20 protein-coding genes are annotated in these 22,533 nt (G+C 62.4%); 14 read left to right on the forward strand and 6 right to left on the reverse strand.

All coding sequences use genetic code 11. The features are described from left to right. Window positions 1-208: 208 nt before the first annotated feature. Complete coding sequence (locus tag MLGJGCBP_RS38105) at window positions 209-895, forward strand: DUF4760 domain-containing protein (protein ID WP_160102376.1); 687 nt, start codon at window positions 209-211, stop codon at window positions 893-895. Between the two features lie 406 nt (window positions 896-1,301). Here MLGJGCBP_RS38105 and MLGJGCBP_RS38110 read toward each other — a convergent pair whose 3' ends face one another. Continuing rightward, window positions 1,302-1,868, reverse strand: a complete 567-nt coding sequence (locus tag MLGJGCBP_RS38110; protein ID WP_160102378.1) for a hypothetical protein — start codon at window positions 1,866-1,868, stop codon at window positions 1,302-1,304. 183 nt (window positions 1,869-2,051) lie between these two features. Here MLGJGCBP_RS38110 and MLGJGCBP_RS38115 point away from each other — a divergent pair, with 183 nt between their 5' ends. The 5 genes from MLGJGCBP_RS38115 (at window position 2,052) to MLGJGCBP_RS38135 (ending at window position 7,863) form a co-directional block, all read left to right on the forward strand. After that, window positions 2,052-2,924 (forward strand): hypothetical protein, encoded by an 873-nt coding sequence (locus tag MLGJGCBP_RS38115; RefSeq protein WP_160102380.1) that lies wholly within the window; start codon window positions 2,052-2,054, stop codon window positions 2,922-2,924. 422 nt (window positions 2,925-3,346) lie between these two features. Further along, window positions 3,347-3,703: a hypothetical protein gene (locus tag MLGJGCBP_RS38120; RefSeq protein WP_160102382.1), complete on the forward strand. Its 357-nt coding sequence runs from the start codon at window positions 3,347-3,349 to the stop codon at window positions 3,701-3,703. 277 nt (window positions 3,704-3,980) lie between these two features. Further along, window positions 3,981-5,693 (forward strand): hypothetical protein, encoded by a 1,713-nt coding sequence (locus tag MLGJGCBP_RS38125; RefSeq protein ID WP_160102384.1) that lies wholly within the window; start codon window positions 3,981-3,983, stop codon window positions 5,691-5,693. Beyond that, a complete protein-coding gene (locus MLGJGCBP_RS38130; protein ID WP_160102386.1) occupies window positions 5,690-7,300 on the forward strand; it encodes a hypothetical protein in 1,611 nt (536 codons plus the stop codon). Before MLGJGCBP_RS38125 ends, MLGJGCBP_RS38130 begins: the two co-directional genes overlap by 4 nt. Further along, a complete protein-coding gene (locus MLGJGCBP_RS38135) occupies window positions 7,297-7,863 on the forward strand; it encodes a hypothetical protein (protein WP_160102388.1) in 567 nt (188 codons plus the stop codon). Before MLGJGCBP_RS38130 ends, MLGJGCBP_RS38135 begins: the two co-directional genes overlap by 4 nt. A gap of 245 nt (window positions 7,864-8,108) precedes the next feature. On the opposite strand, the gene MLGJGCBP_RS38140 is transcribed toward MLGJGCBP_RS38135, so the two are convergent. Further along, complete coding sequence (locus MLGJGCBP_RS38140; protein ID WP_236581607.1) at window positions 8,109-8,480, reverse strand: hypothetical protein; 372 nt, start codon at window positions 8,478-8,480, stop codon at window positions 8,109-8,111. A gap of 501 nt (window positions 8,481-8,981) precedes the next feature. Between MLGJGCBP_RS38140 and MLGJGCBP_RS38145 the strand changes: the two genes are divergently transcribed. The 8 genes from MLGJGCBP_RS38145 to MLGJGCBP_RS38180 all read left to right on the forward strand — a co-directional run bounded on the left by MLGJGCBP_RS38145 (window position 8,982) and on the right by MLGJGCBP_RS38180 (window position 18,208). Further along, window positions 8,982-9,161, forward strand: a complete 180-nt coding sequence (locus MLGJGCBP_RS38145) for a hypothetical protein (protein ID WP_160102392.1) — start codon at window positions 8,982-8,984, stop codon at window positions 9,159-9,161. Window positions 9,162-9,453: 292 nt separating this feature from the next. Further along, a complete protein-coding gene (locus MLGJGCBP_RS38150; RefSeq protein WP_160102394.1) occupies window positions 9,454-10,614 on the forward strand; it encodes a DNA cytosine methyltransferase in 1,161 nt (386 codons plus the stop codon). A gap of 63 nt (window positions 10,615-10,677) precedes the next feature. Further along, window positions 10,678-12,495 (forward strand): AAA family ATPase, encoded by a 1,818-nt coding sequence (locus MLGJGCBP_RS38155; RefSeq protein ID WP_160102396.1) that lies wholly within the window; start codon window positions 10,678-10,680, stop codon window positions 12,493-12,495. A 4-nt stretch (window positions 12,496-12,499) separates the two neighbouring features. Continuing rightward, window positions 12,500-13,735 (forward strand): hypothetical protein, encoded by a 1,236-nt coding sequence (locus tag MLGJGCBP_RS38160; RefSeq protein ID WP_160102398.1) that lies wholly within the window; start codon window positions 12,500-12,502, stop codon window positions 13,733-13,735. A gap of 257 nt (window positions 13,736-13,992) precedes the next feature. Beyond that, entirely contained in the window at window positions 13,993-14,652 is a 660-nt protein-coding gene (locus tag MLGJGCBP_RS38165) for a hypothetical protein (RefSeq protein WP_160102400.1), read from the forward strand. Further along, on the forward strand, window positions 14,627-15,706 hold the full coding sequence (locus tag MLGJGCBP_RS38170; RefSeq protein WP_268960809.1) for a helix-turn-helix domain-containing protein: 1,080 nt from the start codon (window positions 14,627-14,629) through the stop codon (window positions 15,704-15,706). The genes MLGJGCBP_RS38165 and MLGJGCBP_RS38170 overlap by 26 nt, the downstream gene beginning before the upstream one ends. 1,020 nt (window positions 15,707-16,726) lie before the next feature. Beyond that, entirely contained in the window at window positions 16,727-17,689 is a 963-nt protein-coding gene (locus tag MLGJGCBP_RS38175; RefSeq protein WP_160102402.1) for a recombinase family protein, read from the forward strand. A gap of 258 nt (window positions 17,690-17,947) precedes the next feature. Beyond that, window positions 17,948-18,208: a helix-turn-helix domain-containing protein gene (locus MLGJGCBP_RS38180; protein WP_236581609.1), complete on the forward strand. Its 261-nt coding sequence runs from the start codon at window positions 17,948-17,950 to the stop codon at window positions 18,206-18,208. Between the two features lie 797 nt (window positions 18,209-19,005). Here MLGJGCBP_RS38180 and MLGJGCBP_RS38185 read toward each other — a convergent pair. From MLGJGCBP_RS38185 to MLGJGCBP_RS38200, 4 genes are all read right to left on the reverse strand, one after another. Next, entirely contained in the window at window positions 19,006-19,464 is a 459-nt protein-coding gene (locus MLGJGCBP_RS38185; RefSeq protein WP_160102404.1) for a hypothetical protein, read from the reverse strand. A gap of 939 nt (window positions 19,465-20,403) precedes the next feature. Further along, window positions 20,404-21,099 (reverse strand): hypothetical protein, encoded by a 696-nt coding sequence (locus MLGJGCBP_RS38190; RefSeq protein ID WP_160102406.1) that lies wholly within the window; start codon window positions 21,097-21,099, stop codon window positions 20,404-20,406. Between the two features lie 382 nt (window positions 21,100-21,481). Next, the gene (locus MLGJGCBP_RS38195) at window positions 21,482-21,619 is read right to left on the reverse strand and encodes a hypothetical protein (RefSeq protein WP_160102408.1); all 138 of its coding nucleotides are present in this window, start codon (window positions 21,617-21,619) and stop codon (window positions 21,482-21,484) included. A gap of 277 nt (window positions 21,620-21,896) precedes the next feature. Beyond that, complete coding sequence (locus MLGJGCBP_RS38200; RefSeq protein ID WP_236581610.1) at window positions 21,897-22,208, reverse strand: LuxR C-terminal-related transcriptional regulator; 312 nt, start codon at window positions 22,206-22,208, stop codon at window positions 21,897-21,899. Between the last annotated feature and the right edge of the window lie 325 nt (window positions 22,209-22,533).

A 22,533-nucleotide genomic window follows, 5' to 3' on the forward strand; every position in this document is an offset into this window, starting at 1 on the left:
CGTGAGCTGAACAAACGCACTGAGGTTATCTCGACGGTGTCCACGGTATGGAGGGGGATTTCCTCGCGATCGCCTCATGCAACCGGGGTACTATTCTCCGGCGAAGTCGGCACTCCTGCCAGCCTGGGTGGTGGGTGCGTCGGCAGCGCCGCACCCCGCATTGGAATTTGTGCCCCGTTGCAGCAGGTGATTCTGCTTGAATTTGTGAATGCGATCACCTAATCCGCGCCTGTGGTCAACCAAGGCGAAGGCAATCAACCTAGGCGTGTTACTTCTCGTATTGGTGGGCGGAGCCATCTTGTTTGCCCGTCTTTCTCATAACCCGTGGCCACAATCCCTTGCCGCGGTTGTCGCCCTCTCATCCTTGGTAGCTACGGCCGTTGCGGCCTACAACGCTTTCGCGCGGTCCCGCCGCAAGGACACTCTTGCTGCCTTTTCTTTGTGGTCAGATAAGCACTACCCAGTGCGGGTAGCGCTTAGCAAGCAACTCGGTTCTCACCGGATCTCAAGGGAGCAGGCTCTCGCCCTCGTTACAGCGGCGCCCTTGAATGACAAGAACGGTGCCCCTCTTAGTCAAGAAGACAAGCAGCAAGCGCGTGAACAGATCTGTGAGGTTCTCAACGGCCTTGAACGCTTAGCGACTGGCGTCAACCTAGGTATTTACGATGAGCGAGTGCTCCGCAAGATCGGTGGCACCATCATCGTTCGCACGTATGAGCGATTCGAGCCGTATATCAGAGCGCGGCATAGCGAAGCTGCTGCGGAGGGGCAACAGAGCAAGGCATACGAGCAGCTTGCAATCTTGGTGAAAATTCTCGATATGCCCAGGCTGGACGCGACGAGGAAGAACATGCGGGACGATATCGACAGAGGAAGGCTGGAGGCCCTTCGTTAGAACCTCCAGCCCCGTGACTCGACTAAGTCGGGTCTTCCTCTTCTCTACGAGAGCGGACGTCGCAGTACATGCCCAACCTCCTTATGCCTATTACCGTACCTCTGGCGTGTGGCGGATTTGGTCAACCCCACCTGCGTTCCTCAACACGTGCAGGAGAGCTTACATTCCTGCCATGCAGGCAGCGATCCTATTCTTCACCTGTCCGGTAGCTAGTCTAGCAATCGCTCGCTTGGGTGGAGGATGTGTATCTCCACAGGGAGCGCACCCATGACACCTCGGCGACGTCGAGATCCCGCAGTGAAAATCGACGGCCATCCCGGCAGCGGGCCGACCACGACTTCTCCCGTTGCTGATCCGCCATGCACGTTGACCGTGATCGACCGGTCGATGAGTTCGGCGGTGAGGGCTACGCGGCATCCTTCTCTGACTTCGACGATCGCTCCTCGTTGAGGAGTCGGCTTGCCGCTTCGTTCGCGCGCCAACGCGCAAACACGAACAACGTAGCCGCTGCGGCAGATGAAAGGGCTGCCACTGCGGCACCGAGGAACTGGCTACCGCCGCTATAGGTCGGCTCGTAGGTGATCAGTCGAACTATTAGTAGCGCTGTCGCGACTAGGAAGAGTGCCAGTGCGCCGCGCCTGAACCAAAACGTGATGATCACCGAACGCTCCGCGCTGGCTTCTGTCGCGCTCGCGCCCGGCCGTTCCACGTCACCTTCGAGCACGCGAATGTCCAGCACGAGCCGGGCGACCAATCGCTCTACCGCTTCTTGGCCATTCAGCCCAGTCGGCCAGGTGTTCAACACTTTGACCAGCGGGTCAAGCCGGTCATACGGGCCTTTCCGTGCAGTGCGGATACCGACCCATGCCACGGCTATCACGCCGATAAGGGTCACCATGGGAGGAAGTGCCTCGAAGAGATAGTCCCAAAACGTCTTCGTCGTCTCTTCTGCGGCCCACACCCACATCCCCATACGTGGATTCTCCGCTAGGCGTCTACTGCGCACTGCCCTTTGAATCCAAGGCACCCGCCACGGCCAGGATATTTTCGTTGGTGCGGAACCTGCAGATCACACGGTAGCCATCGAAGTCGAGCCGGGTTCTGGTCCCGGCGTCGAGACCTCCGTGGAACATGAACTGCTGAGGAGGAGCGTCGGATGAGCGAGAACAGGCCGGGTAGGCCCCGGGAGTACGCGTCGGACGCCGACCGCGTCCGCGCCTGGCGGGCGCGGCAGAAGGAGAAGGTGGCCCCGGCCGCGGCGGAGTTCGTGGAGACGCCGGTGGGTCCGGCGGAGGCCGCGGTGACGCTGTCGCAGGTCCTGCCGCTGCTGCGGCAGGAAGCCGAGGGCGCGGTGGCGCGGCTGTCCGCGGTCGCCGATCGGATCATCGGTTCCGTCGACCTGCTCGGGGACCCGGCCGCCGTCGATGCGCACCTGCGCCGCGCCCAGGTGACCGCGGACAAGGTGCGAGCTGATGCCGCCGCCGAGATCGAACAACTCCGCGATCAGCTCGACACGGCAGTCGACGACCGGGCCAACGCCGACGCCGCCGCCCGCGCCGCCGAGCAGGCAGCAGAGGAATCCGCCGGTGCTCTCGCCGACGCCCGACGCGACCACGGCGACCAGCTGCACGCACTGGCGGTGGTACACGAGGAGGAGATGACCGCCCTCACCGCCGAGCACCGCGCCAAGAACGCCGAGCAGCATTCCCTCATCGAGTCCCTACGCACTCGCACTACCGAACTCGGCGAGGAGATCACCCAGGTCCGCGGGGCAGCCGACCGTGCCGCCGCAGCGTCGGCCGCCACCATCGGCCGGCTCGAATCGGACCTCGACGAGGCCCGGATCGCGATTCAGTCCGAACGGACGCGAGCCGACGAAGTCCGCGACGAACTCGCCACCACCAGAGCGGATCTCGCGACCGCGCAAGCGCAAGCGGCTGCGGCCCGCGAACGAGTAGAAGAGCTGCGCGCTGACCTCACTGAAGCTCGCAGCCGTGTTGCCGCGGTTGGTGAAAGACGGACGGAGTGAACAAACCACCAGCTCACGGCAGGGCGCCACCGCCAGATTGCTCGAGAACCGACAGACAAGGGGGCAATGCTCGGTCGGAGTTCTCAGGTCGGTCATCGGGCGGCACACGCTCGCGTGCACGAGCTGCCGGGGCGTATCGTGAAAACGTCGATGGTGCGGCACCCACTCCGAGTCTTAGGTGGATAGCCATGGGCTTCCTTAAGAATCTTGTTTCCGAGTTTTTGCCGACGAACGGTGGCGACGCGGCCACCACCGGTGCCGACGAAGCGCCGCCGGAGGCACCGCCACCGCCGGAGGCAGCGCCATCATCGACTTCACGCGAGAGCGAGGCAGGTACGGAGGTAACACGTCTGTACACCGCGGGGATCGAGGCAGTACAGCGCGGCCGAACGGGCGAGGCCAAATCGTGCTTCGAGCGGGCGGTGTTGGCTGGCAGTGGCAAGTGCGATGCGTTCGAGGTAGCGGTACCGGTCGCGTCGAGTTACTTCGAACTGGGACGCCTTGCGACTGGTCCTGATCACCGACACGAGGCAACACTGCGGTTCCAGCAGAGTGAGCGCGTCTTCGCCCGGGCCAGCGAGCAGGCCCGGGAACAGGGGCTGGGTGAGCTGGCGGACAGGCTTCGCGAGGAGGCGATGTCCGCGGCTGAGCAGGCTTCCGGTGCGGCGACCAACTCGGCGGGTGGGACGTCGAGCGCGATGCCGAACCTGCTGCAACAAGAGAAGGATCTGCGAGCCCGTCAGTGGGAGAGCTGGGCATCGCACCTCGGACGTATCTGAGGGGAACCAATGTTCAAGCGGAAAAGTCCGACCCCTCCACGGATTGTGGGTCCGTCAAACACTCTGCCTCCCGGAGTAGATCCGACGGGAGCGTTCCGGTTTGCTGAGAGCACGACCGAGTACCCGTTCATGCATCCGACCTTCTCGCGGGTCTACGCGTTCTTTACGTTCCAAGATGGCGGTCGCATCACGATCGCGACTCCGCTGGTACCTGCGGAACACAGCCCGCGTTTCGCACTCGCGGATCTCCCACACAACGAGTGGGTCCAGTTGCAGGATGCGCACGGGCGCCCGCTTCCAATTGCGGTTCTGGTGGACGATCTCGGTGCCAGCGGGCGATGGCTGTGAGGGGAAGCGGCAGGTGACGGACTGGGCGCGGGATGAGCAGATCCGACGGGAGGAGCAAGATCGCCTGCTCCGCGCGCAGGAGTTCGCGGCGGAGGCCGCCCGTTCCGATCAGGAACGGCAACGCCGCGCAATGGAGTCCGCGGCGGACGCCGCCCGCCAGGCCGAACAAGCTCGGGTACGACAAGCCCAGGAGTCGGCAGCGGAAGAGAATCGTCGAGCCGACGTCGAACGCGCTCGACGAGAACAGGAACATGCCGACGACGCCAACCAGGCCGCGGCCCAAGATTTGAACGACCCGCAATACGGGTTATTCGCCCGCCTTAGCAAGGGCCACCGCCAAGAGGTGGAGGCCACCGAGAGGATGCGGCAGCAGGCGGCCGAGGAAGACCTGCGGCGCCAGGAACTCGCCGCACGTTCGGCCGAGCAGATACTGCCCAGGCCGGATGATATTCCCAGGCGGCTGGACATGCCCGATGAGGAGTTGTTCTCTAGACCCGAAGATGTAGCTCGTGCCGCACAGCAGGATCTCGTAGCACTGGCCGGGCGCCCGTTGGAAACCCCTACTCCTCAGGACGAGTATGACAAGGACAGCCGGGGCATCGACGAGCAAGAGCGGGAACGACTGCGCCGGGACGAGGAACTACGGCCAGAATGGCCGCCGCCACCGCCCCCACAACCCGCCGAGCCGCGCGACCGCCAAATGGATCTGGTTACTTCGGTGCAGGAAACGCCGGATAAGTTGTGGCATAGGGACCACCTCCGGGAGTTCATTCTCGATCAGGAATGGGTACTGCGAGAGATCGCTCAGGATGCGAAGTTCAAGGAGTGGAAATATTGGAACGACCCAGTGAATGGGTTCTTCGCACGTATGCGGCGCGACGACGAACATAACCTCTTCCTCATCGAGGAAGAGAAGTTCAAGGAGAAGCTTAACGAAGCATACAAGTTCATCCGTGATCGTCACGAACAGCAGGCTGAGGCCGCTCTGCGCGTTCATGAGGCGCGGCACGCGTCCGCGGCCCGCGGCTGGGATCCGCGACCGCTCAAACCCGTTCCCGAGACAGATGCTTGGATGGCAAGCCTCGGTGTCAAGCAAGTGGACTTGCCCAACCTCGAGGAGGGTGGCGATCGCGCACTCTTCGAGGTGTATGTCGACGAGGACAAGTTGAAGAAGCTCCTGGAGGAGATCCAGAAGGATCCCACGGAGCGTCGGCCTGAGCGCGTCTGCAAGTGGCTTGGTCGAATTCCGGAGAACTCCTGGGAAGCAGCCGCCCGCGGAAGGCAATTGGCCGACCATTGGTACACGGGCAACGATAAAGAATCCGATGTCAAGATGTTCAAGGTCGTGGTCGTACTCGACGACGAGAGCACACAGTGCTGGATGAGCAAAATCGGCTCGCAACGTGGACATCCTGCTGTCGGGTCGGAGCAACGGTCCCAGCCGGCGCGCGCGGAAGGCGTCTTCTACCGACGCGAGACTGCTGACGGGTACGAGAATGTCGTGGCTCGATGTCACCAGTACTACCGGCCGGATGGGTTCCGAGTGCGCCTGGCCACCGACGAGGAGAACCGATGGCTACCCCAAGTGGAAGAGGTGGCCACCCTCAACCCGCAACCCGATGTCGAACAGAGGCCGCGATGACCATTCGAGCGACTCTGTCCAACGGTGCGCTTACGCTCGAGGACGATTGCATCGTGCTCGAATGGGGTGGACGGTTCGATCCCCGAAAAGAGCACGACCCGCAGCGGATCTCCCTGGACGACATCCGAACCGTGGAGTTTCGGCCCGACACCAAGTGGCGACGCGGCTGGGTGCGATTCGGAGGCGATCACCTCGGCAAAGTGTCCGCCCTGGCCGGAGAGCCTCCGGCTGCCGACCTTGACTGGATCTTGGTTGGCGCCCATGAGACGGAGAACACCTTCCTGGTGGAAATCGTGCAGACAGTGGCCGAACGGATAGGCCAACCCGATCCGTTCGCGCCCACTTCGTCACCCGCGAGGCCGGCCTCCAAACCGCCGACGGGTGATGGCAACGCTAGAACCACCTTTTACATCCACGCTCTCGGCCCCTCCGGTTCCGGCAAGACCGTGTTCATGGCGAGTCTCTACAACCGGCTCCGGCTCCGTCGGCCCGAGCTGGCGTTCCACCTCAAAACGGATCACGACAACTCCCTGCACCTCAACACGGTCTTCAACCAGGTTGCAAACCCAGACGAAATGTGGCCCACGGCGACTCAGGGGGTACACGAGTGGCGTTTCCGGGCTCGGCTCTCGTCTCCCGCCGGTGACTTCGAGCCCATAGAGTTCGTGTACCTCGACTATCCGGGTGGCGTGCTCACCAACCCGCGGGCAGCCGGGGACCCGGCTATCCAAGAGCTGGTGACGCGTCTGAGATCAGCCAACGCGCTCCTGATTCTGCTCGACGGACAGGCGATGTTGTCGCTGATGCGCGGCGAACGCCACGGACACCGCTACCTCGAGTTCGACCTGACCAGCAGCTTGGAAATTGCACAACAGAGCCGCTGTCCCGTGCACTTTGTGATCACGAAATGGGATCTCCTGCATGAGGCCTACACCCTCGACGCCGTCAGAGATCGACTGATGGCCGACGAGAATTTCAGCGACCTCATCGCCGCGAAAGTCGAGGACATCCCGGCACCTATCCGTCTCATACCCGCCAGCGCCGTGGGATTCGGTTTCGCGAAAGCACTACCGTCGGGTGAGATGGAAAAGACCGGTCGCAGCCTGCGGCCCCACAATGTCGAGCTGCCGCTCGTCAGCGTGCTTCCGGACTTCTTTCAGTTTGCCTACCACGAGATGCAGTCGCGTGAAGATACCCTGGCTCCCGACTACTTGTCGCGCGCCTCGGCCTGGCTGTCGGACAACCAGCGTGCGGCGAAGTTGCAGGCTTTCGCCGAGGCTGCGATGCCAAAACTGAAGCGGGCAATTGTCATGTCGAATCCGAAGCTGGCACCCCTGTTGAACGTGGACACCGAAGGCATCGCGGCCAAAGCCGTGGGATTCGCCCTCCGCCTCGCGCAGAGCCGCGCAGAACGCAGCGCTGCCGGTCGTGCGGCCTACGCAGAATCGGTGAACGCCCAGCGTGCATCCGTCAACAGCGAGTCGGCCGCCCTGCAGCTTCTCACCCTCCAGTTCGAGCAGATCCTTTCCGATTACGAGATAGCACAGCCCGCTTCGGTGCTCGGATGTAGCCTCGAGCAGTTCAACCCGGAACCCGAGCCGGCGTGAACTCCGAAGCCTGGCCCTTCGTCGTCACGCGCAACTCCACGCTTGACTGGCGGCCCATCGCCGCTCCACCCTTCGTGATAGACGCCCGAACCGACTTCCTGCTCGTACGTCACACAGCGGGCGACGGCGCACACCCCGTGCCGCTAACCGTGCGCCACGTCGATGGGCCCATCGTCGGCAGTTTGACGCTGGCTTTCAGGAGCCGCGCGGCGACTCGTGCACTCCTCGCCGACAGCCGCGATCAGGAATCGCAGCTCCGTGACCGTTTCGGTCGACCCGTGTTTGTCGTCGAGGGCTTGGCTTTGCGAGGTGACGTGCACCTGGAGGAAGCAACCGCCACCGCCGCGATCGACAGGATTCAAACCATCACGACCAAGCACTTCCCATCGTTCTGGTGTGAGACGAATGAGGCGGCGCTGGCAATCCCTACGGCCAGCGTGGAGATTCAAGCGGACCGGACAATGAGCGTCAGTCCAACAGCGTTAGGACTGTCCGGCCGCGCCGTCGCCTGGGCGATACGCATGGTCAGACGGTTAACACCACCGAATAGGGAAACCCGGTAACCTGCAGATCGCAGAAACGGTGAAGGGCCAGGCCCAGCGTGGGTCACCGCAACTTGCTTCGATCATCCAAGCGGGGCGGCGCGCGACCCCTGACTTCGCTGCGGCGCCGGCCTGACGGCTCCGGAAACTATCTCAGCTCGCTGCGCACCACATCTGCGGCGTCCGTGGGGAAGGTGCCCGGCACGCCCGCAACGAGAAAACGGGCGCAAAAGACCAGGCCCGGTAGCCCTGGTTCGGTACCGGGTTCACCAGATGGCGAGCTGCCCCGAATCGTGCTGGCACGGTGCGCTCGGCGCGGCATCCCAACGTTTCCGGGCCGCTCGGGCGCTCAGGCCGGTGACCTCACCGATCTCCGACCACTGCGCACCGGCGGCCCGTGCGCGGGCGATGTCCTCGGCCAGGTCGAAATGCGCCTGATGCGCGATCGCGATCCGCACCAGTAACCGCGCCTTCGGGGACGCCGCCGACGTGTTCCGTAGCGCATACCAGGCTTTCGATCCCGGGGCCGGCGAGGCCATGACCCGATCGGCGAGGCGCTCGAGCAGCACGTCTGCCTTCTGCGTCAGCAGTTCCGCCGCGTCGGCGATCGCCGACCTCGACACCTCACTCTCGCTCATGCCGCGCAGCGTAGCGGCGGGGTACGACATTGATGATGCAAGCGTGCCCCGCACCGGCGTCTCGTCTTCCCGCCCCCTTCTCCGACGTGAGCCCCAGCCGTGACACGACGACGAAGGAGCCCTCCTCACATAGAGGTGGAGCCGCAAAGCGCCCAGCAGCAGGGTCTTCCCTACCCGCCGCTGGCGCTGCTCAGCACTATACAACACACTCGAAAACGTGTTCGATAAATGGGTGCGGTTTGTGCGACCCCGAAGTCATATCGTCTGTGACAACAGGCGATAGTTGTCACTTCTAGATCATTGTTGTCAGGTGTTGGTGTCTGGCCGTCTTTGCGTCAATTTGTCGTCTCCCCGGGCTGAGGTGGCCACGATGCCGTTGCTGGCTCCACTAGCTGCATCCCGTCGACCGACTACCTCTACGGTTGGTGGCGCGGGTTCGGGAGTGTCCGCGGGATCTGGCAAGGTGGGAGCACGCTAGACGCCGCCGGAAGGGGAATCCGAATGACCGATCAGGCCGATAGACACTATGTGACCGGCCTGGACGAGTGGTCGACCGAATTGCTCGAGCGGTTCGTTTCCGATCTTGAGCGAGCCGCGGACTCCAGCCGCTCGTTCCGCACCCTCGACGCCGCCAGAACTGAACTCGCCTCGCGCGCCGTGCGACCGGCCGGCGACCCCTAGAGGCAGCCAAGGACGGACCCGGCATGACGGGGTCCCGACCACTAGAGAGGTGACGTCGACACCCATGGAAGGCGCCTGTATCGATATCTGAAGTGAAACATGCCCGGCAACCCGGCATCGCGATCCGAGAACCTAGGCCTGCTCGATGGAGTCTCGCCTATCCGCTCACCACGTCGAGATGTAAGTACATCGAGGGCATGAACGTGCTGCGCGGACCAGGGGTCTGTCTGGCCCTCCGGATACGATCCCCACCGTGCTAACTCATGAGCGACCCGTCCTGACTGCAGCTGCGATGTTTGCTGGCATTGGTGGCGTCGAAGTCGGGCTCGCTAAGAGCGGGGTGGAGACGATCTCAATGGTTGAGAATTGGGAACCGGCGCGCGCTGTGTTGGCCCACCGTTTCAGTCATGCAGAATTACTCAACGACGTCGCAACGGTGAAGACCCTGCCGCGAGTGGACATCCTGACTGCCGGATTTCCCTGCACTGACCTATCTCAGGCCGGCCGCACGCAGGGCATTCGCGGTTCGGCTAGTGGCCTCGTGAGTCACGTTTTTCGCCTACTCCCGAAGGCACGCCCAACATGGCTCGTACTGGAGAATGTCCGGAACATGCTTGCTCTGGACGGCGGCCAGGCGATGATGTTCTTGGTCCAAGAATTAGAGTCCAGGGGATACAACTGGGCGTACCGATTGATCGATTCGCGGAGCACGGGCGTACCGCAGCGTCGACAGAGAGTCATCCTTGTCGCGAGCCGCACGGAGGATCCGCGGGCCGTCCTGTTTGCGGACGATGCGACCGAGCGTGACGTCGCGTCGTATGACTCCACCGCATTTGGCTTCTACTGGACCGAGGGATTAAAGGGACTGGGATGGGCGCCGGACGCAGTACCGACCCTCAAGGGCGGTAGTTCGCTAGGTATACCCAGCCCACCGGCGATCTGGATCCCCGACGCTCCACTGGGCCGACGCGTCGTTACGCCGACTATCGAGGACGCAGAAGCCCTGCAGGGATTTCGACGTGGATGGACACGCGCTTCCTCTCCGGATGGTCGGCGAAATGGTCCCCGATGGAAGCTTGTGGGCAACGCCGTGACGACGGGTGTGAGTACGTGGGTCGGAAGCCGCCTCGTTACCCCCGGGGCCGCGAATCTTACGGGGCAGCAGCGCCTCGAACCTGGAGGTCGCTGGCCAATTGCCGCCTACGGAGCGAGCGGAGAGGCCTGGTCGGTCCCCGTGAGCATGTGGCCTGTCCGCAAGCGATACAAGCATCTGTTGGACGTCGTCAATCCCTCGACCGCTGTACCCCTATCCGCGCGAGCTACCGCAGGGTTCCTGGAGCGCACCGAGCGGAGCTCCTTGAGGTTCGACTCTGAATTCTTGGTCGCGATGAAGGAACACTTGCGGACTGTCACCGAGCAGCGGTATGTCGGTGCAGTGCCAGTGCCGTCCTAACCAGATCCAGGCCCCTGCATAAGAGCACGATTGTTGCGCCCGCAAGAGAAGGAATCCCGCATAGTGCTTTCAGAGAACGATCTTCGTCAGACGATAGACGAATACCTACTCCAGCTGGAACGAGGCGCCCCCGGCGCCAAGGGCAAGATCAAAGCGCTGATCTCGAAAGAAGCGGGAGTATCGAAGGACGCGATCGCTGTCTCCATAGCTCGCGGTGGGACGAAGCAGACACGTAATCGACTCGGACAAGCCGAAGTTCAAAAAGGAACAGAACTCACGATCTTCCTCCTGGACGAATCAGACCCGATGGACGCCTCCGTCCATTACGTCATCGATTCCATCCGGGGTCGCAATGACGCCCGCCCACCCGTTGGGCCGTTGCTATTTGCTACCCCTAGGCCGAACCAAAGCACTCTTCTTGCCATGGTCGAGGGCAGACCAACGAAGGCAAGCCGAGTGGTGCGCGACATCTACGACGTGACACCCGTCGATCCCCGGGACGCGCTGGCTCCCCAACTGCCTTCGGGTGTGTCACTTTGGCTGCTCATGTCCAGCGGCCAAAGCCTGAATGGGGACATCGACGGTGTCCGATATCACTTCTCCACCTCGATACCGAACGGGCAGCGCGTGAGGGCCGGTGACGTGATAGTGGCCGCCCGGACGAAGGGAAGCTCCGAGCAGGGCGGGGACTGCGTTATCGGAGTAGGACGAGTGGGGCGACGGGTCGACGTCGACGAGGATCGCCACGCTTTGGCCTATTTCGACAGGTACCTGCGGATGGATCCAGCCGTACCGCTCGACGAGCTGAAAGACCCTCGCAAGAACGTCGACTCCATAGTCCCGCTGGATGCAGAATGGGTTGCCCAGCTGATGAAGTTGGCGAGTGTCGAGTTGGTTGAGGATCTGCCCGTACCAATCACTGCACTCAGCCTCGACAGTCTCATTGCTGGAGTGCGGAGCGATGGTCTCATTTTCGAAGACTCGCTGATCGGGAGTGTTCTGGCTGCGATTCGTAGCGGAAAGCACATCATGCTGACCGGCGCCCCAGGAACTGGGAAGACCAGTCTGGCTCTATCCATCGCGGCCGCGGCCAAGGACGCCGGGCTCTGTAACGAAGTCCTTCTAACGACTGGAACCGCTGACTGGACCTCGGCAGACACCGTCGGCTCCTATCGGTTGACCAAGGATCAACAGCTGCGCTTCCACCCTGGCCACGTTGTATTGGCACTCGAACAGGACCGTTGGCTCATCATCGACGAACTGAATCGCGCTGACATCGACAAGGCGATTGGTCAACTCTTCACGGCGCTATCGGGCCAGGCTGTGACCCTTCCCTTCGAGGAGCATGACGAGGACGTGGGTAGCGACGTACCGATCTCCATCGTGCCTCCAGGGCAGCAGCCTCCGGTGGGCACCATTCCCAAGCGCATCCAGGAGAATTGGCGTCTCATCGTCACCCTCAATGATCGAGACCGGGATCTCTTGTTCGACATGTCCGAGGCGTTACTGCGCAGATTCGCTGCCATCGAGGTTCCCGCCCCAGCCGTCGCAGCGTGGCGTCAAATCATGCGCAGCGTTGGGGGCACGGGGCGCAGTGAATGGGACAACGCACTGGAACGACTGATTGGATCAGACGAGTTGTCGGCCCGTCCTCTGGGCGCTGCGGTCTTGCTTGACTGCGTGTACCACCTGAGAGAGATCGCGCATCTGCATGAAGAGCTGGGCACTCCGGTGGACCCAGCCGCGGACCTGCAGAAGACCCTGAGTATGTACGTCGCGCCTCAACTCCGCACGCTGAGCGCGTCGGTGAAGTTGGACGCGACAAGCTTGATGCAGAAGACGACGGACGGCAATACGTCTTCAATCCCCGGCGGCTCCTAGAGTCATGGCCGGATCACTGTGGGACCGCGATCTAGCAGCCAAACAGCTGCGGCCTCAACTGTGGCGTTATCTCAGCGGTGCAGCACGCATCTATCAGGGAGAAGCGGTCAGGCCTGAATTGTCGCTTAGCCGTTCAGACCTCGTTCGAATCTTTGCCACCCACCTGGCCCTGGCGGAAACCACTCAGTCGGCACTTGCCGCAGCACACACGCTACTTGACCAAATGCCGAGCTCGGCCGCCCTGCAGCACATCGAACTTCCCGGTGAAGTCAGAGGCCAAGTGGACTGGCCTCGATCCCATGAGCGACGAGTGGTCACGGGGGATCCCACCCTGTTCGTCTGTTCACCCCCTGAACGGCGATATGACACACCACTCGGCCGCCTCATCCACCTGGCTCTCCGCTGTATCACACGACTGTCGGACCTCAGTTCGCTACCAGCTCGTGGCCAAGTAGGTTCTGTCGTTCACGAGACGAGCGATCAAGCACGCCGCCTGCTCCTGCATCCGAAGTTGTCGAAGGTACGGCGAGTGGATGCTCGTTCGCTACGCCATACGGACGATTTGGTGAGCCGTCGGCCGCTCGCAAAGGACTTGGTCGATCTCGTTCACCAGTACGTCGCGGGGATCGTTGAGGGCGATACGGATGAACTTCGTAGGCTGCTGGAACGCCAGTTCTTGGCGCCAGACGATGACTCGCGTCTATTCGAGTTACAGGTCGGTTTCGACCTGCTGACAGCATTGCAGACATGTGGGTTCGCGATCGATCCGCCATTGCCATTGCTGCCAGGCGGCAAGGCGCCCTTCGCGCTGGTGCGGAAAAACGGGGGGCAAGGCTCAATCTATTGGCAGCGGCCGGCGTGGGTGCTCGCACCAGACTTGAGCCAGTCCGGAGCCTGGTGGCGAACACTCGACGACAACAACCTGCCGAAACAACCATTGCGGCCCGACTTCGTTGTCGACCTTCCAGCGATAAATCGCCGGTTCATCGTCGAGGTGAAATTGACGAGCCTCGCCGAGGGCAGTCCAGACCGCGACGGGTTACGCGACGCGATCGCGTACTTGGCCGATGCCGACGACGTCTTTCGAGAGTACGAACCACCCCATGCCATTGTGGTGGCATGGAACTCGACTGCCACAAATGGCAATCCGTTAGGTGTAATTCGTGTTTGTAGTCAAGAGACGTGGCGCGACGACCTCGTCAAAATGCTCAGTTTCGCCGCCATTAGACGCGCCGAGTAGTGCCGTGAAGAGCGATGCCATTGGCGAAGCATGACCGATGCAGTGAGGAGCCGGGAGACGCGACCGTCGACGTCGACGGAGTGCCGCGACACTCGGCAGCCGGAGAGCCAGCAGCTCTCGATCTGGTAGGAGAAAAAGACTTCTAACAGGGAAAATGGCGCAAAAATCGCTACGGTGAAACACTGACAGTGCGTGTTGCGTAAAAGTAGACCACATATGCGGTACCATTTTGCGCAACACCTCCGAAGGGGGCCTTAATGGCGACCGAGCTCCGCAAGTCAGATGTTGCGCGGGACTGTGAGCGGCGCCTCGCCGCCTACGGGCTTTCCATCGACCTCTTTCACACCGCGCTGAGGCCGGGGCTTTCTCATGCGACGAACCGGTCGGCGCTCGCGCTGCGGTCTTCTCCGGGGACGGACCTGTACCACGACAGCATGGAGCAGTTCGCGCTCCGACTTGCGGACGCGAAGTGGAAACCGGTGTACGTGGACAGACAACCCCGCTTCCTTCATCCGGAAGGGCTTCTCTCTTTCACTCTCGCATCTGCCGTTGATGTCGCGAATCCGGACCTCCGGCGGGAGCCTCGTACGAAAAAGAAGGGCAAAGCGACCCGGAGCGCGCTGTCGGCACCGCACATCGAGGATCCGACCCTGTTCGGGACGGAGGCCGAACAACCTGAGGCGTTGGTAGGCGAGGCGAGACGTGCTCCGCTCTGGCTTCTGCTACATGAGCGGACCGAACGTGGGCTCAAGCTGGAGTTTTCGAGGCCGGAACTCATGACGGAACACGGCATCGTTCACGGGTGGGTTGATCGTATTCCTATGCCCTTCCTCGATCTCGACGGCGACCTGTCGGTCTTTGACAACCCGGATGACGGAGACGGTGGCTTTGATGTCCCGGTCGAACCGCTGCGCTAGCGACACACCTTTCGACCCACCTGTGTTTAGTCCCGCGCGCTTGAAGTTGGCACGGCAACGTCTCGGACTGACCTTGACGAAACTGGCTGCGCTCAGTGACGTTTCACTTCGATCGCTCACCAACTACGAGACTGGCAAGCTTCCGCCAAGTGACGAGTCACTGCGGAAGCTCGCAGATGCTTTGGCCGTGCCACCATCATTCTTCGAACGAGATGCGCTCGATGCGGTCCCGGTGGAGGCGGCGAGCTTCCGCAAGCTCAGCAAAACCACTGCCACCAGAAGAGATGCCGTGCTCGCATCAGCAAGCTTGACCGTGGAGTTTTTCGACGCCATCGCCTCGAAATTCAAACTGCCAGATGCTGACATTCCAACACTGGACAAGCTGGCTCCAGACCACGCTGCGGATCTGGTCCGTAGACGGTGGAATCTCGGTGATCGACCGATCTCCAATATGGTGCACCTACTCGAGTCCAAGGGTGTACGCGTGGCGGCAATCCGGCACGAGTACAACGACATCGACGCGTTCTGTTTCTTTCGGGACACCACGCCATATGTATTCCTGAACACGTCCCGAACCGGCGAACGTCAGCGGTTTGATGCCGCTCACGAACTCGGCCATCTCGTTCTGCACAGTGAACTGGACATGGAGCCAAGCACATCCAAGGAGCGGGAGGTAGAAGCCAACCAATTTGCTGCCGCCTTCTTGATGCCCAGGACCGCGGTATTTGCGCAGTCGATGAGCGGGGCAAGTCTTGACCGCATCCTGGCTGCTCGGTCGTACTGGAAAGTGTCGGCTATGGCCCTTACACACCGACTGCACGACCTCCATCTGCTCAACAACTGGCAGTACCGAACCATGTGCGTAACCCTTTCCGACCAGGGTTATCGCTCGTCTGAGCCGGGAGGGATTGTGCCGGAATCGTCTCAACTCCTCCGCAAGGTCATGTTCGGTGCAGCTAGCAAGATCACCGTTCGAGAGGCAGCCGAAGAACTAGACCTACATCATGCCGATATACGGGGATTTGTTCGCGACCTCGTTCCGACGGCATCTTGAAGATCGAGAGCTAGGAGGTCGGGTGGTCGACGAGTTCGAGTTCTTAGGTGCGGAAGCACCAACTGAGGTGACTTACGCGCTCGGACGACTGCCCGACCGGATCTACGTCAGTCGGAGCTTTCCCTCGACCTTCGCGCATCGCAAGATGTCGGGCATCCAGCTCGCTACATCACCAAGGTCTTCGACGAACTGGCGGCAGAGCAATCTCGTCCGGAGTCAGGCTTCGACCATGAGGAGTTCGTAGTGCACACAATCCCGGGCGGACGGAAGCAGGTGAAGCTCCAAGTCGTGCGCGAAGCCGGCAATGTCCGTGAGCTCGTCTCCAAAGGGTCCCAACCAATCCTGCAGCCGCGAAGATGGATACCATTCTAACTCTCGACCGAGATGGTGCACGGCGGCTCATCGACCTCGTGAAGCTCCTGGACTGCACTGCACCCTTCTTGACGGCGAGATCTAGAGCTGACGATCCGTGTGAAGCTGAGGCAGATTACGTCACCTGTGGTGGCGTAGTCCCAAACTATCGGCATTGGGCGTTACCTACGGGATCACGCGCAGAGCGGGCATCGGCGGGTCCCTGGTCCCCGGGTTCGGCAACCCGATCGGGCCGAGTTGATCATGCCGTGGCCGCGGAGGCCGTGAGGTGTGTGAAGGTCCCGACCCGAAGAACGCTGCCGCCTGGGGCACAGCCACCCACCCCTCGCCACCGACCCGCAGCTCCTCGGTGAGTACCACGTCGGGACCACCAATTCCACACCGAGGCCCCCGGTTTACAGCGACGGGGGCCTCGGGCCTTCGCGGGTATCAGACGATCGCCGACCTCGACGACTTGCGGGTGAACATCAGCCTTCGATGCGTCCGAGGGGAAGAGGAAGGCGGGCGGGCTGTGTTTCACATTGGAAATGAGACGCCCCCAGAACGCATCTGTAGGCCGCAAACACCCAGCTCAAATCGTTTCAAAAGTTATTCCACAACCTCGTGTCACAACAGTCGTACAGATGTGACTTTCGGTATGCTCCGCACATGGAATTGGGGTATGGGCGGGTGTCGACTAGCAAGCAGGACCTCGCGCGGCAGATCGACGCCCTCACCAAGGCCGGAATCGAGCAGGCGCACATTTACGTGGACAAGAAGTCCGGGGCCACCACCGAGCGTCCGGGATTGCAGGCACTGCTGGGATACGCCCGCACCGGCGATGTCATCGTGGTGCACACCCTCGACCGGCTCGGCCGCACCGTCCGCGACACCCTGAACCTGATCCACGACCTGCATCAGCGGGGCATCGGTCTCCGGAACCTGGCGGACCCGATCCGGGTCGACTCGACGAACCCCGACGACCCGATGGGTCAGCTCGCGATGGTGCTGCTGGCCCTGTTCGGGGAGATGGAGCGCACCTATGCGGTCGAGCGGGCCGCCCACGCCCGGTCGGTGGCCACCGAGAAGGGTCGCCGCGTCGGCCGGCCCAGCGTGGTCACCGACGCCCAACTCGCCTACGCCACCCAACTACGCGACGGTGGCGCCACCATCGCCGAGATCATCAACAAGACCGGGCTAACCCGCTCGACCCTCTACCGGCATCTCCCGACACGACCGGCCGAGACGTTCACCGCGGAAACCGACCCCGTCGACGACAAGGACTTCGTCTCAGCAAGTTCGGTGGCGCCGCCAACGGCCGCCGGACCGCTGACCTGCCCGACCTGCGGACATCAGCCCACCACCAGGCGTGAGCTCGTCCCACACCGCGCCGACCTCGCCACCGTCTGGCTGCACCTCGACGACCGCGACCGGGTCCGCGAGCAACATCACTGCGCCCGCTGCCAGCCGCACGGCCACGTCCTGGTGATCAGCTGCTCCCGATGCGGCGACGGCCCCCTGGTCACCGGCACCGCATCCGACAGCAACGATCCTCCGGCTTCGGTCCTGACGTGGCTCGAACGGCACGGGTGGACAGTCGGCCCGGATCTGCTGTGCCCCAACCACTCCTGACATCTGGGTTCAGCGACCCGCGTCAGCACGGGCCCGCGCATCGTGATATCCCTTGAGGAAATACCAGGAAATTGGGCAGCTCGCGGTGGCCATCCTGTGAGACACGTGAGCGTTATTGCGCCCGCGGGCGAGGGGTCACTCGGAACATCATGCGTAGCACCTGTCCATCGGGTAGGCATTGTGCAGTGCGTCGGACGACCCGGTCGGGACGGTTCGGAGCACACCGTTCGGCCGAGAATCTCGCTACCACGGAGGGCCATGATGGGCACGCAGGCGCGGGCGGAAGTCACTCGTCGGGTCTTGCGCGATGCCGCGCCCGAGGTGTTCACCCGCCGCGGCTACCGACAGACGAAGCTGAGCGAGGTCCTCACCCGGGCCCTGGCCACCAAGGGGGCGCTGTACTTCCACTACCGCTCCAAGGAGGAACTCGCCCGCGCCGTGATCGAGGAAGGCACCCAGCGATTCACCGCCGTGTGCACCCCGCATCTCACTCCCGCACGCCGGCATTCGACGCCATGATCGGCACTTCCTCCGTCACGGTCGACGCCGCCGTGACCGATCCGGTGATGGGGGCAACTGCTTAGCGTGACAACAGATCATCTTCAGGTCTTCTCCTCAGAAGGCGTGGGGCATGCGGGTTGCGCCGGGGGTGCGGGCGATGGGCATAGCCCTCTTTGCCCGGGCGGAGTGATCCATCCCGCAATTGACTTCGGTCGGTGCGCCCGGTCCGTTACGGGCCGATGTCCTCGGGGGCTCGAAGTCGCGTCGAGCTGCCCGGCTCCTCGGCTGGGTCCAACTCGGGCCGCCGTGGGGGGGCCGAATCAGGAATCAGGTTGACAGAGCCACGCACCCATTGAGGGATGCGGCGGCACGGACAGCTTGGATGTGGTGGGCGGCAGGCTAGGTCTGTGGCCCATTGCCTTGGCCGGCCCCAGGCGTGAAGTCCTTCACGGCCCCACCAGGTGTACGGAAAGCACCACCTGTTCCAGTGCTAATGGAATCCGGAACGGAGCCCGGCATCTTTGCAAACTGACTAATAGTCTCGCCGGGAGGCCCGCCGATTTGCCCGGGGACACCCCCGACTCCGACACCGTCACCGGGGTCTGCCCATGCCACTCCAGCGAGCGGAACAGTCAGGGCTCCCGCGGCCATCACAGTCACCAACACTTTCTTGAGCATGTTCTTCCTTTGATTCTCGTCATGTTGGGGCCGCCGTTGATGGCGCCGTGTCAAACAAGGTCCGTGGGTGACGGGTCGGGGATCAGCACCGTTCCCGCACAGGGGTGCACCCGCCTCAGCGCCGGATTTCCGACGAATCAGACGCCGAAGAAGAGCCCTAGATCGTCACAGATGCTGAAGTCGACCGGCGTGAAGTTGTATCCGCCGCCGGTTCCAGCATTGGGCGTCAGCAAGTTGCAGCTGAACCGGGTCCAGTCGTCGCCGAGATGCGATGAGTTTTCCGTCGTTGTCGTGACCTCACCGGCACCCTGCTGCGACTGCGTAGTTGTCGTCACGCGGAAGAGGGTGACCAACGAGGTTCCTCGATAGAAGCTCCTGTCCGGGGCGACGGGCCCGTCGAGGGATCTGCCCGCGCGGTCCTCGGCTGTGCTCACCGTTACGCAGTGCTTGGTGCCCTGCTCCACCGAGAAGGTGCCGCCCTGCGCTTCGCAGGTCGGCTTCAGGATCTCGGGCGGCGCCGCGAACGCGGCCGTCGGCGCGGTAAGCAGTAGGGCGGCGGTGAACAGGGCGCTCAACCCTGCGGTGGTGATGCGCACGCCAGCACCACGAACGCCACCCAGGCCTGAATCCAACTTGCGCATGACGCTACCTTTCTTGTCGAGCGCTAGCTCGAATGAGAATGAACTCACCGGGCGCGGGAGATGTGATTGCCGTCACACCCTTATCGGTCGCCGTACCCGGCGTGTTACGGGCCGCACCGCCCCCGCACCGATCGTGGAGGCTGACTATGCACAAGTACGTGACGGTGGGGATCTTCGCACCCGATATGCGTGAGCGTGATGCCGTTAACACTGTCCGGCACGGTGGCGGGGCGGTCTTGCCACTCCTCGTAGAGCTGCCGCGCGAGATCCTGCTCGGTCGTCGACACCCGGGCATAACCCAACTCCACGCATGGAGCGTACCGAAAGTTAGGGCTGTACGGATGTTGCGACACGAAATTATGAGACTAACTTTTGAGACACAGTGACCTGCGCATTCGCGACAACCGAGGGCGGCCCAGATGGTGTCTCACTACCAAGGAAGTGGGACGTCGATTGTGGTGTGCTGTTGAGGTGGCGTTGGCGCTGTGGCGCTTTGGTACCGTCGGCGGGTGATCGCCTGTTGCGAAAGGCCGGCGCCGCTCGTGATGCTGGTGCGCTTCGCGCGGTGCAGCTTGTGCAGACCCGAATGTGCGACGACGGGGCGTGATCAGTGGTGTGCGGCCGATCATCCACTTTCCCATCCCCCGATTGGGGGGAGCGCGCGCGGATTTGACCAGCACATACTGGGGACATGATCGTTGTGCGGAAGACGCAACCGTTCCGCTGGAGTGTGCGGGACGCGGCGCTCGGAACCGACGACACCTCGGAGTTTCGGCACGCGGTCCTCGGGGCGATCCGGGCCCAGATCCCTTAGATCGGGGCTGTATAGCCATGGTCGATCCGGCGACGTTGATGTTCACCTTGTCGACGTTGGTCGACATCTGGCCACTCTCATCAGAGCCAATCGATAAATGCGACGGTATACACGTTGATGTCCGGGCTCACGTTGACCTTGCGAGGCTGCGTTACCCCTGACGCCTCGACGGTGTACAGCTGGTTGCGGTCATAGGTGAATGCAACCGTGTTGCCGTCCGGGCTACCGATGGGGTTGGTCACCGCTACGGTGTTGGTTGGCGGCAAGAGGGGACTACCGTCGCCGTCACCGCAGGATCCGACGTGCTCGACGTTGGCGATACTTGCCTTGTAGATCTGTGTGCGAAGCGGTACGAGGTAGGTGTCCGGTCCTAGCCATCCGATCTCTGAGTGCGCACCGAAACATGAGGATTCGTTGAAGTGGATCACGCCGTCACCGGTTTTGAAAGGTTTCGGTGGGACCTTGCCTTGGGTGACGACGAATTGGGCGTCTGCGACGGACGTCGATCCGGCTGGTACTCGGAACACCGTTTGTCCGTCGTTGTGGTGCTCCGTGTAGTAGAAATCACCTTTATTGTCGAACCCGATGGCGATGTTTCCTTGCGTGCCACCGAAGGGGTCCGCGGTCTCAGTGCGGTTGATGTCTGTGAATGTGCCGGCGAGATCGACCCAGCCGGCGTGGAGGTCTCCGTTGACGGATTTGGTGAGGGCGTACCGGTCCAGGCTCGGCGCAAGACCCAGTCGAAATCCGGGTAAGGTGTTCTGCCAGTTCGACACATCGAACGAAGCGAGTGCGTCGTAGGTACCACTGCCGGGATCGACAAACCCGATCTCGAGGGTCCTCGCACTGCCGTTCCTGTCCTCACCCTTCTTTTGGCCGATGAGAATTCCCGACTTCGTGGTGGGGGCAGGTCCGTTGGTCGAGGTGACCGTCGTTGACGGAGTCCTCGGTAGATCTATCCCGTCGAGTCGTTGAGTCGCAGATGTCGTGGTTCCCGTGGCCCCATCGTCCGACGGGGTGCATGCCGCGCCAAGGGCACACGCGATCCCGATGCAGACGGTCGTGGACACGCGGCGCCACGAAAGGGAATGGTCGCGAGGACTTCGCATTGTTGGCTCCTGTTTAACTGAAGGGTGCTGCTAGTTGGGCCTGCGCGGGTCAGGTTTTGTTGTGCGGCACGTCGCGTGAGTAGATGTCGCCGAGAGCCCGTCGCGCTTCGGCGGCTGCGACCTGTTCGGAGTCGCTGGCGCGGCCGGCGGTCAGGGCTGAGATGACGTCATCGACGGCGGTGGCCACGATGAGGTCAACGGAACGGTTCGGTGGTGTGTTTGAAGTGGCTGTCGACTCGTGGTGTCCATACGGGGCATAACGGTGAACCACCGACGCTGCATAGATCCACAGGGCTGCCGTGTTTGCGACCATGATCATTGTCGGGCCTGCGCTATCTGGGAAAGGTTGGAGAGCGGCAAGGGCGAGTGTGGGGACGGCGGCAAGCGCAGAGTGCCACACCCATGTTCGGGTCGGTTTACGTATCGCATTCCGTGATAGGCCCGAAGCCCGGTCGGTGTCGGGCTCAATCAAGGTCGTCGATCGTGATCAGCCCGTCCTGCAGGGCGCGGGCGAGCAGAGCGCTCTTCGAGGGCGCTGGTCGGCCCTTGGCCGAGTACTTCTCGCGAATCCGAGCAAGGTGGGTGTTCACGGTCCCTAAGGAGAGGAAGAGTTGCGTGGCGAGGACTTCCTTGGAATCGCATTTCAGCCAGCCCAGGAGCACTTCGGTCTCCCGCGCGGAGAGCTTTGGGGCTTCGTGTCTGATCGTGTTGCGCACGGTCATCGACGGATTGTGAATCGATCCCGGTATGGGATGTTCTTCCACGACGTTGTTCACAGTGGCTCCCTCTGTCATCACAGCTCGCGAGAACGGCGACCTGTCCGGCCCCCGGTTCTTCCCTGACGGAGAAGTTATCGGCGTTGTCCGGCGCGGACGAGACACCAATTCGGGGGACGCTCGAACTGGGGGCACCATTCGCAATGCGACCTGCCTGTGTTCAGGTTCGGTCGCGCCCGATGATGTGGCCGTCGTGTGCTAGCTCGACACGGCGGGAGCCGCTTTCGTTACTCACGAGCACCGACGCAGTCAGTGCACGACCGGGTGGGAGGACTCGGGCGGTGATCGACCCGGATTCTGCCCGGTTGAGTTCGTCGGCCACGGT

This window comes from Rhodococcus sp. T7 (assembly GCF_009872365.1).
In the GTDB taxonomy this organism is placed as follows: domain Bacteria; phylum Actinomycetota; class Actinomycetes; order Mycobacteriales; family Mycobacteriaceae; genus Rhodococcus_F.

What these genes read in the sequence shown, in the direction of transcription:
- MLGJGCBP_RS38150 (WP_160102394.1), top strand. Translation starts at nt 9,454, where the DNA reads ATGTTTGCTGGCATTGGTGGCGTCGAAGTCGGGCTCGCTAAGAGCGGG.
- MLGJGCBP_RS38105 (WP_160102376.1), top strand. Translation starts at nt 209, where the DNA reads ATGCGATCACCTAATCCGCGCCTGTGGTCAACCAAGGCGAAGGCAATC.
- MLGJGCBP_RS38170 (WP_268960809.1), top strand. Translation starts at nt 14,627, where the DNA reads ATGTCCCGGTCGAACCGCTGCGCTAGCGACACACCTTTCGACCCACCT.
- MLGJGCBP_RS38115 (WP_160102380.1), top strand. Translation starts at nt 2,052, where the DNA reads ATGAGCGAGAACAGGCCGGGTAGGCCCCGGGAGTACGCGTCGGACGCC.
- MLGJGCBP_RS38110 (WP_160102378.1), bottom strand. Translation starts at nt 1,868, where the DNA reads ATGGGGATGTGGGTGTGGGCCGCAGAAGAGACGACGAAGACGTTTTGG.
- MLGJGCBP_RS38140 (WP_236581607.1), bottom strand. Translation starts at nt 8,480, where the DNA reads ATGAGCGAGAGTGAGGTGTCGAGGTCGGCGATCGCCGACGCGGCGGAA.
- MLGJGCBP_RS38165 (WP_160102400.1), top strand. Translation starts at nt 13,993, where the DNA reads ATGGCGACCGAGCTCCGCAAGTCAGATGTTGCGCGGGACTGTGAGCGG.
- MLGJGCBP_RS38175 (WP_160102402.1), top strand. Translation starts at nt 16,727, where the DNA reads ATGGAATTGGGGTATGGGCGGGTGTCGACTAGCAAGCAGGACCTCGCG.
- MLGJGCBP_RS38125 (WP_160102384.1), top strand. Translation starts at nt 3,981, where the DNA reads ATGCGCACGGGCGCCCGCTTCCAATTGCGGTTCTGGTGGACGATCTCG.
- MLGJGCBP_RS38130 (WP_160102386.1), top strand. Translation starts at nt 5,690, where the DNA reads ATGACCATTCGAGCGACTCTGTCCAACGGTGCGCTTACGCTCGAGGAC.
- MLGJGCBP_RS38180 (WP_236581609.1), top strand. Translation starts at nt 17,948, where the DNA reads ATGATGGGCACGCAGGCGCGGGCGGAAGTCACTCGTCGGGTCTTGCGC.
- MLGJGCBP_RS38160 (WP_160102398.1), top strand. Translation starts at nt 12,500, where the DNA reads ATGGCCGGATCACTGTGGGACCGCGATCTAGCAGCCAAACAGCTGCGG.
- MLGJGCBP_RS38145 (WP_160102392.1), top strand. Translation starts at nt 8,982, where the DNA reads ATGACCGATCAGGCCGATAGACACTATGTGACCGGCCTGGACGAGTGG.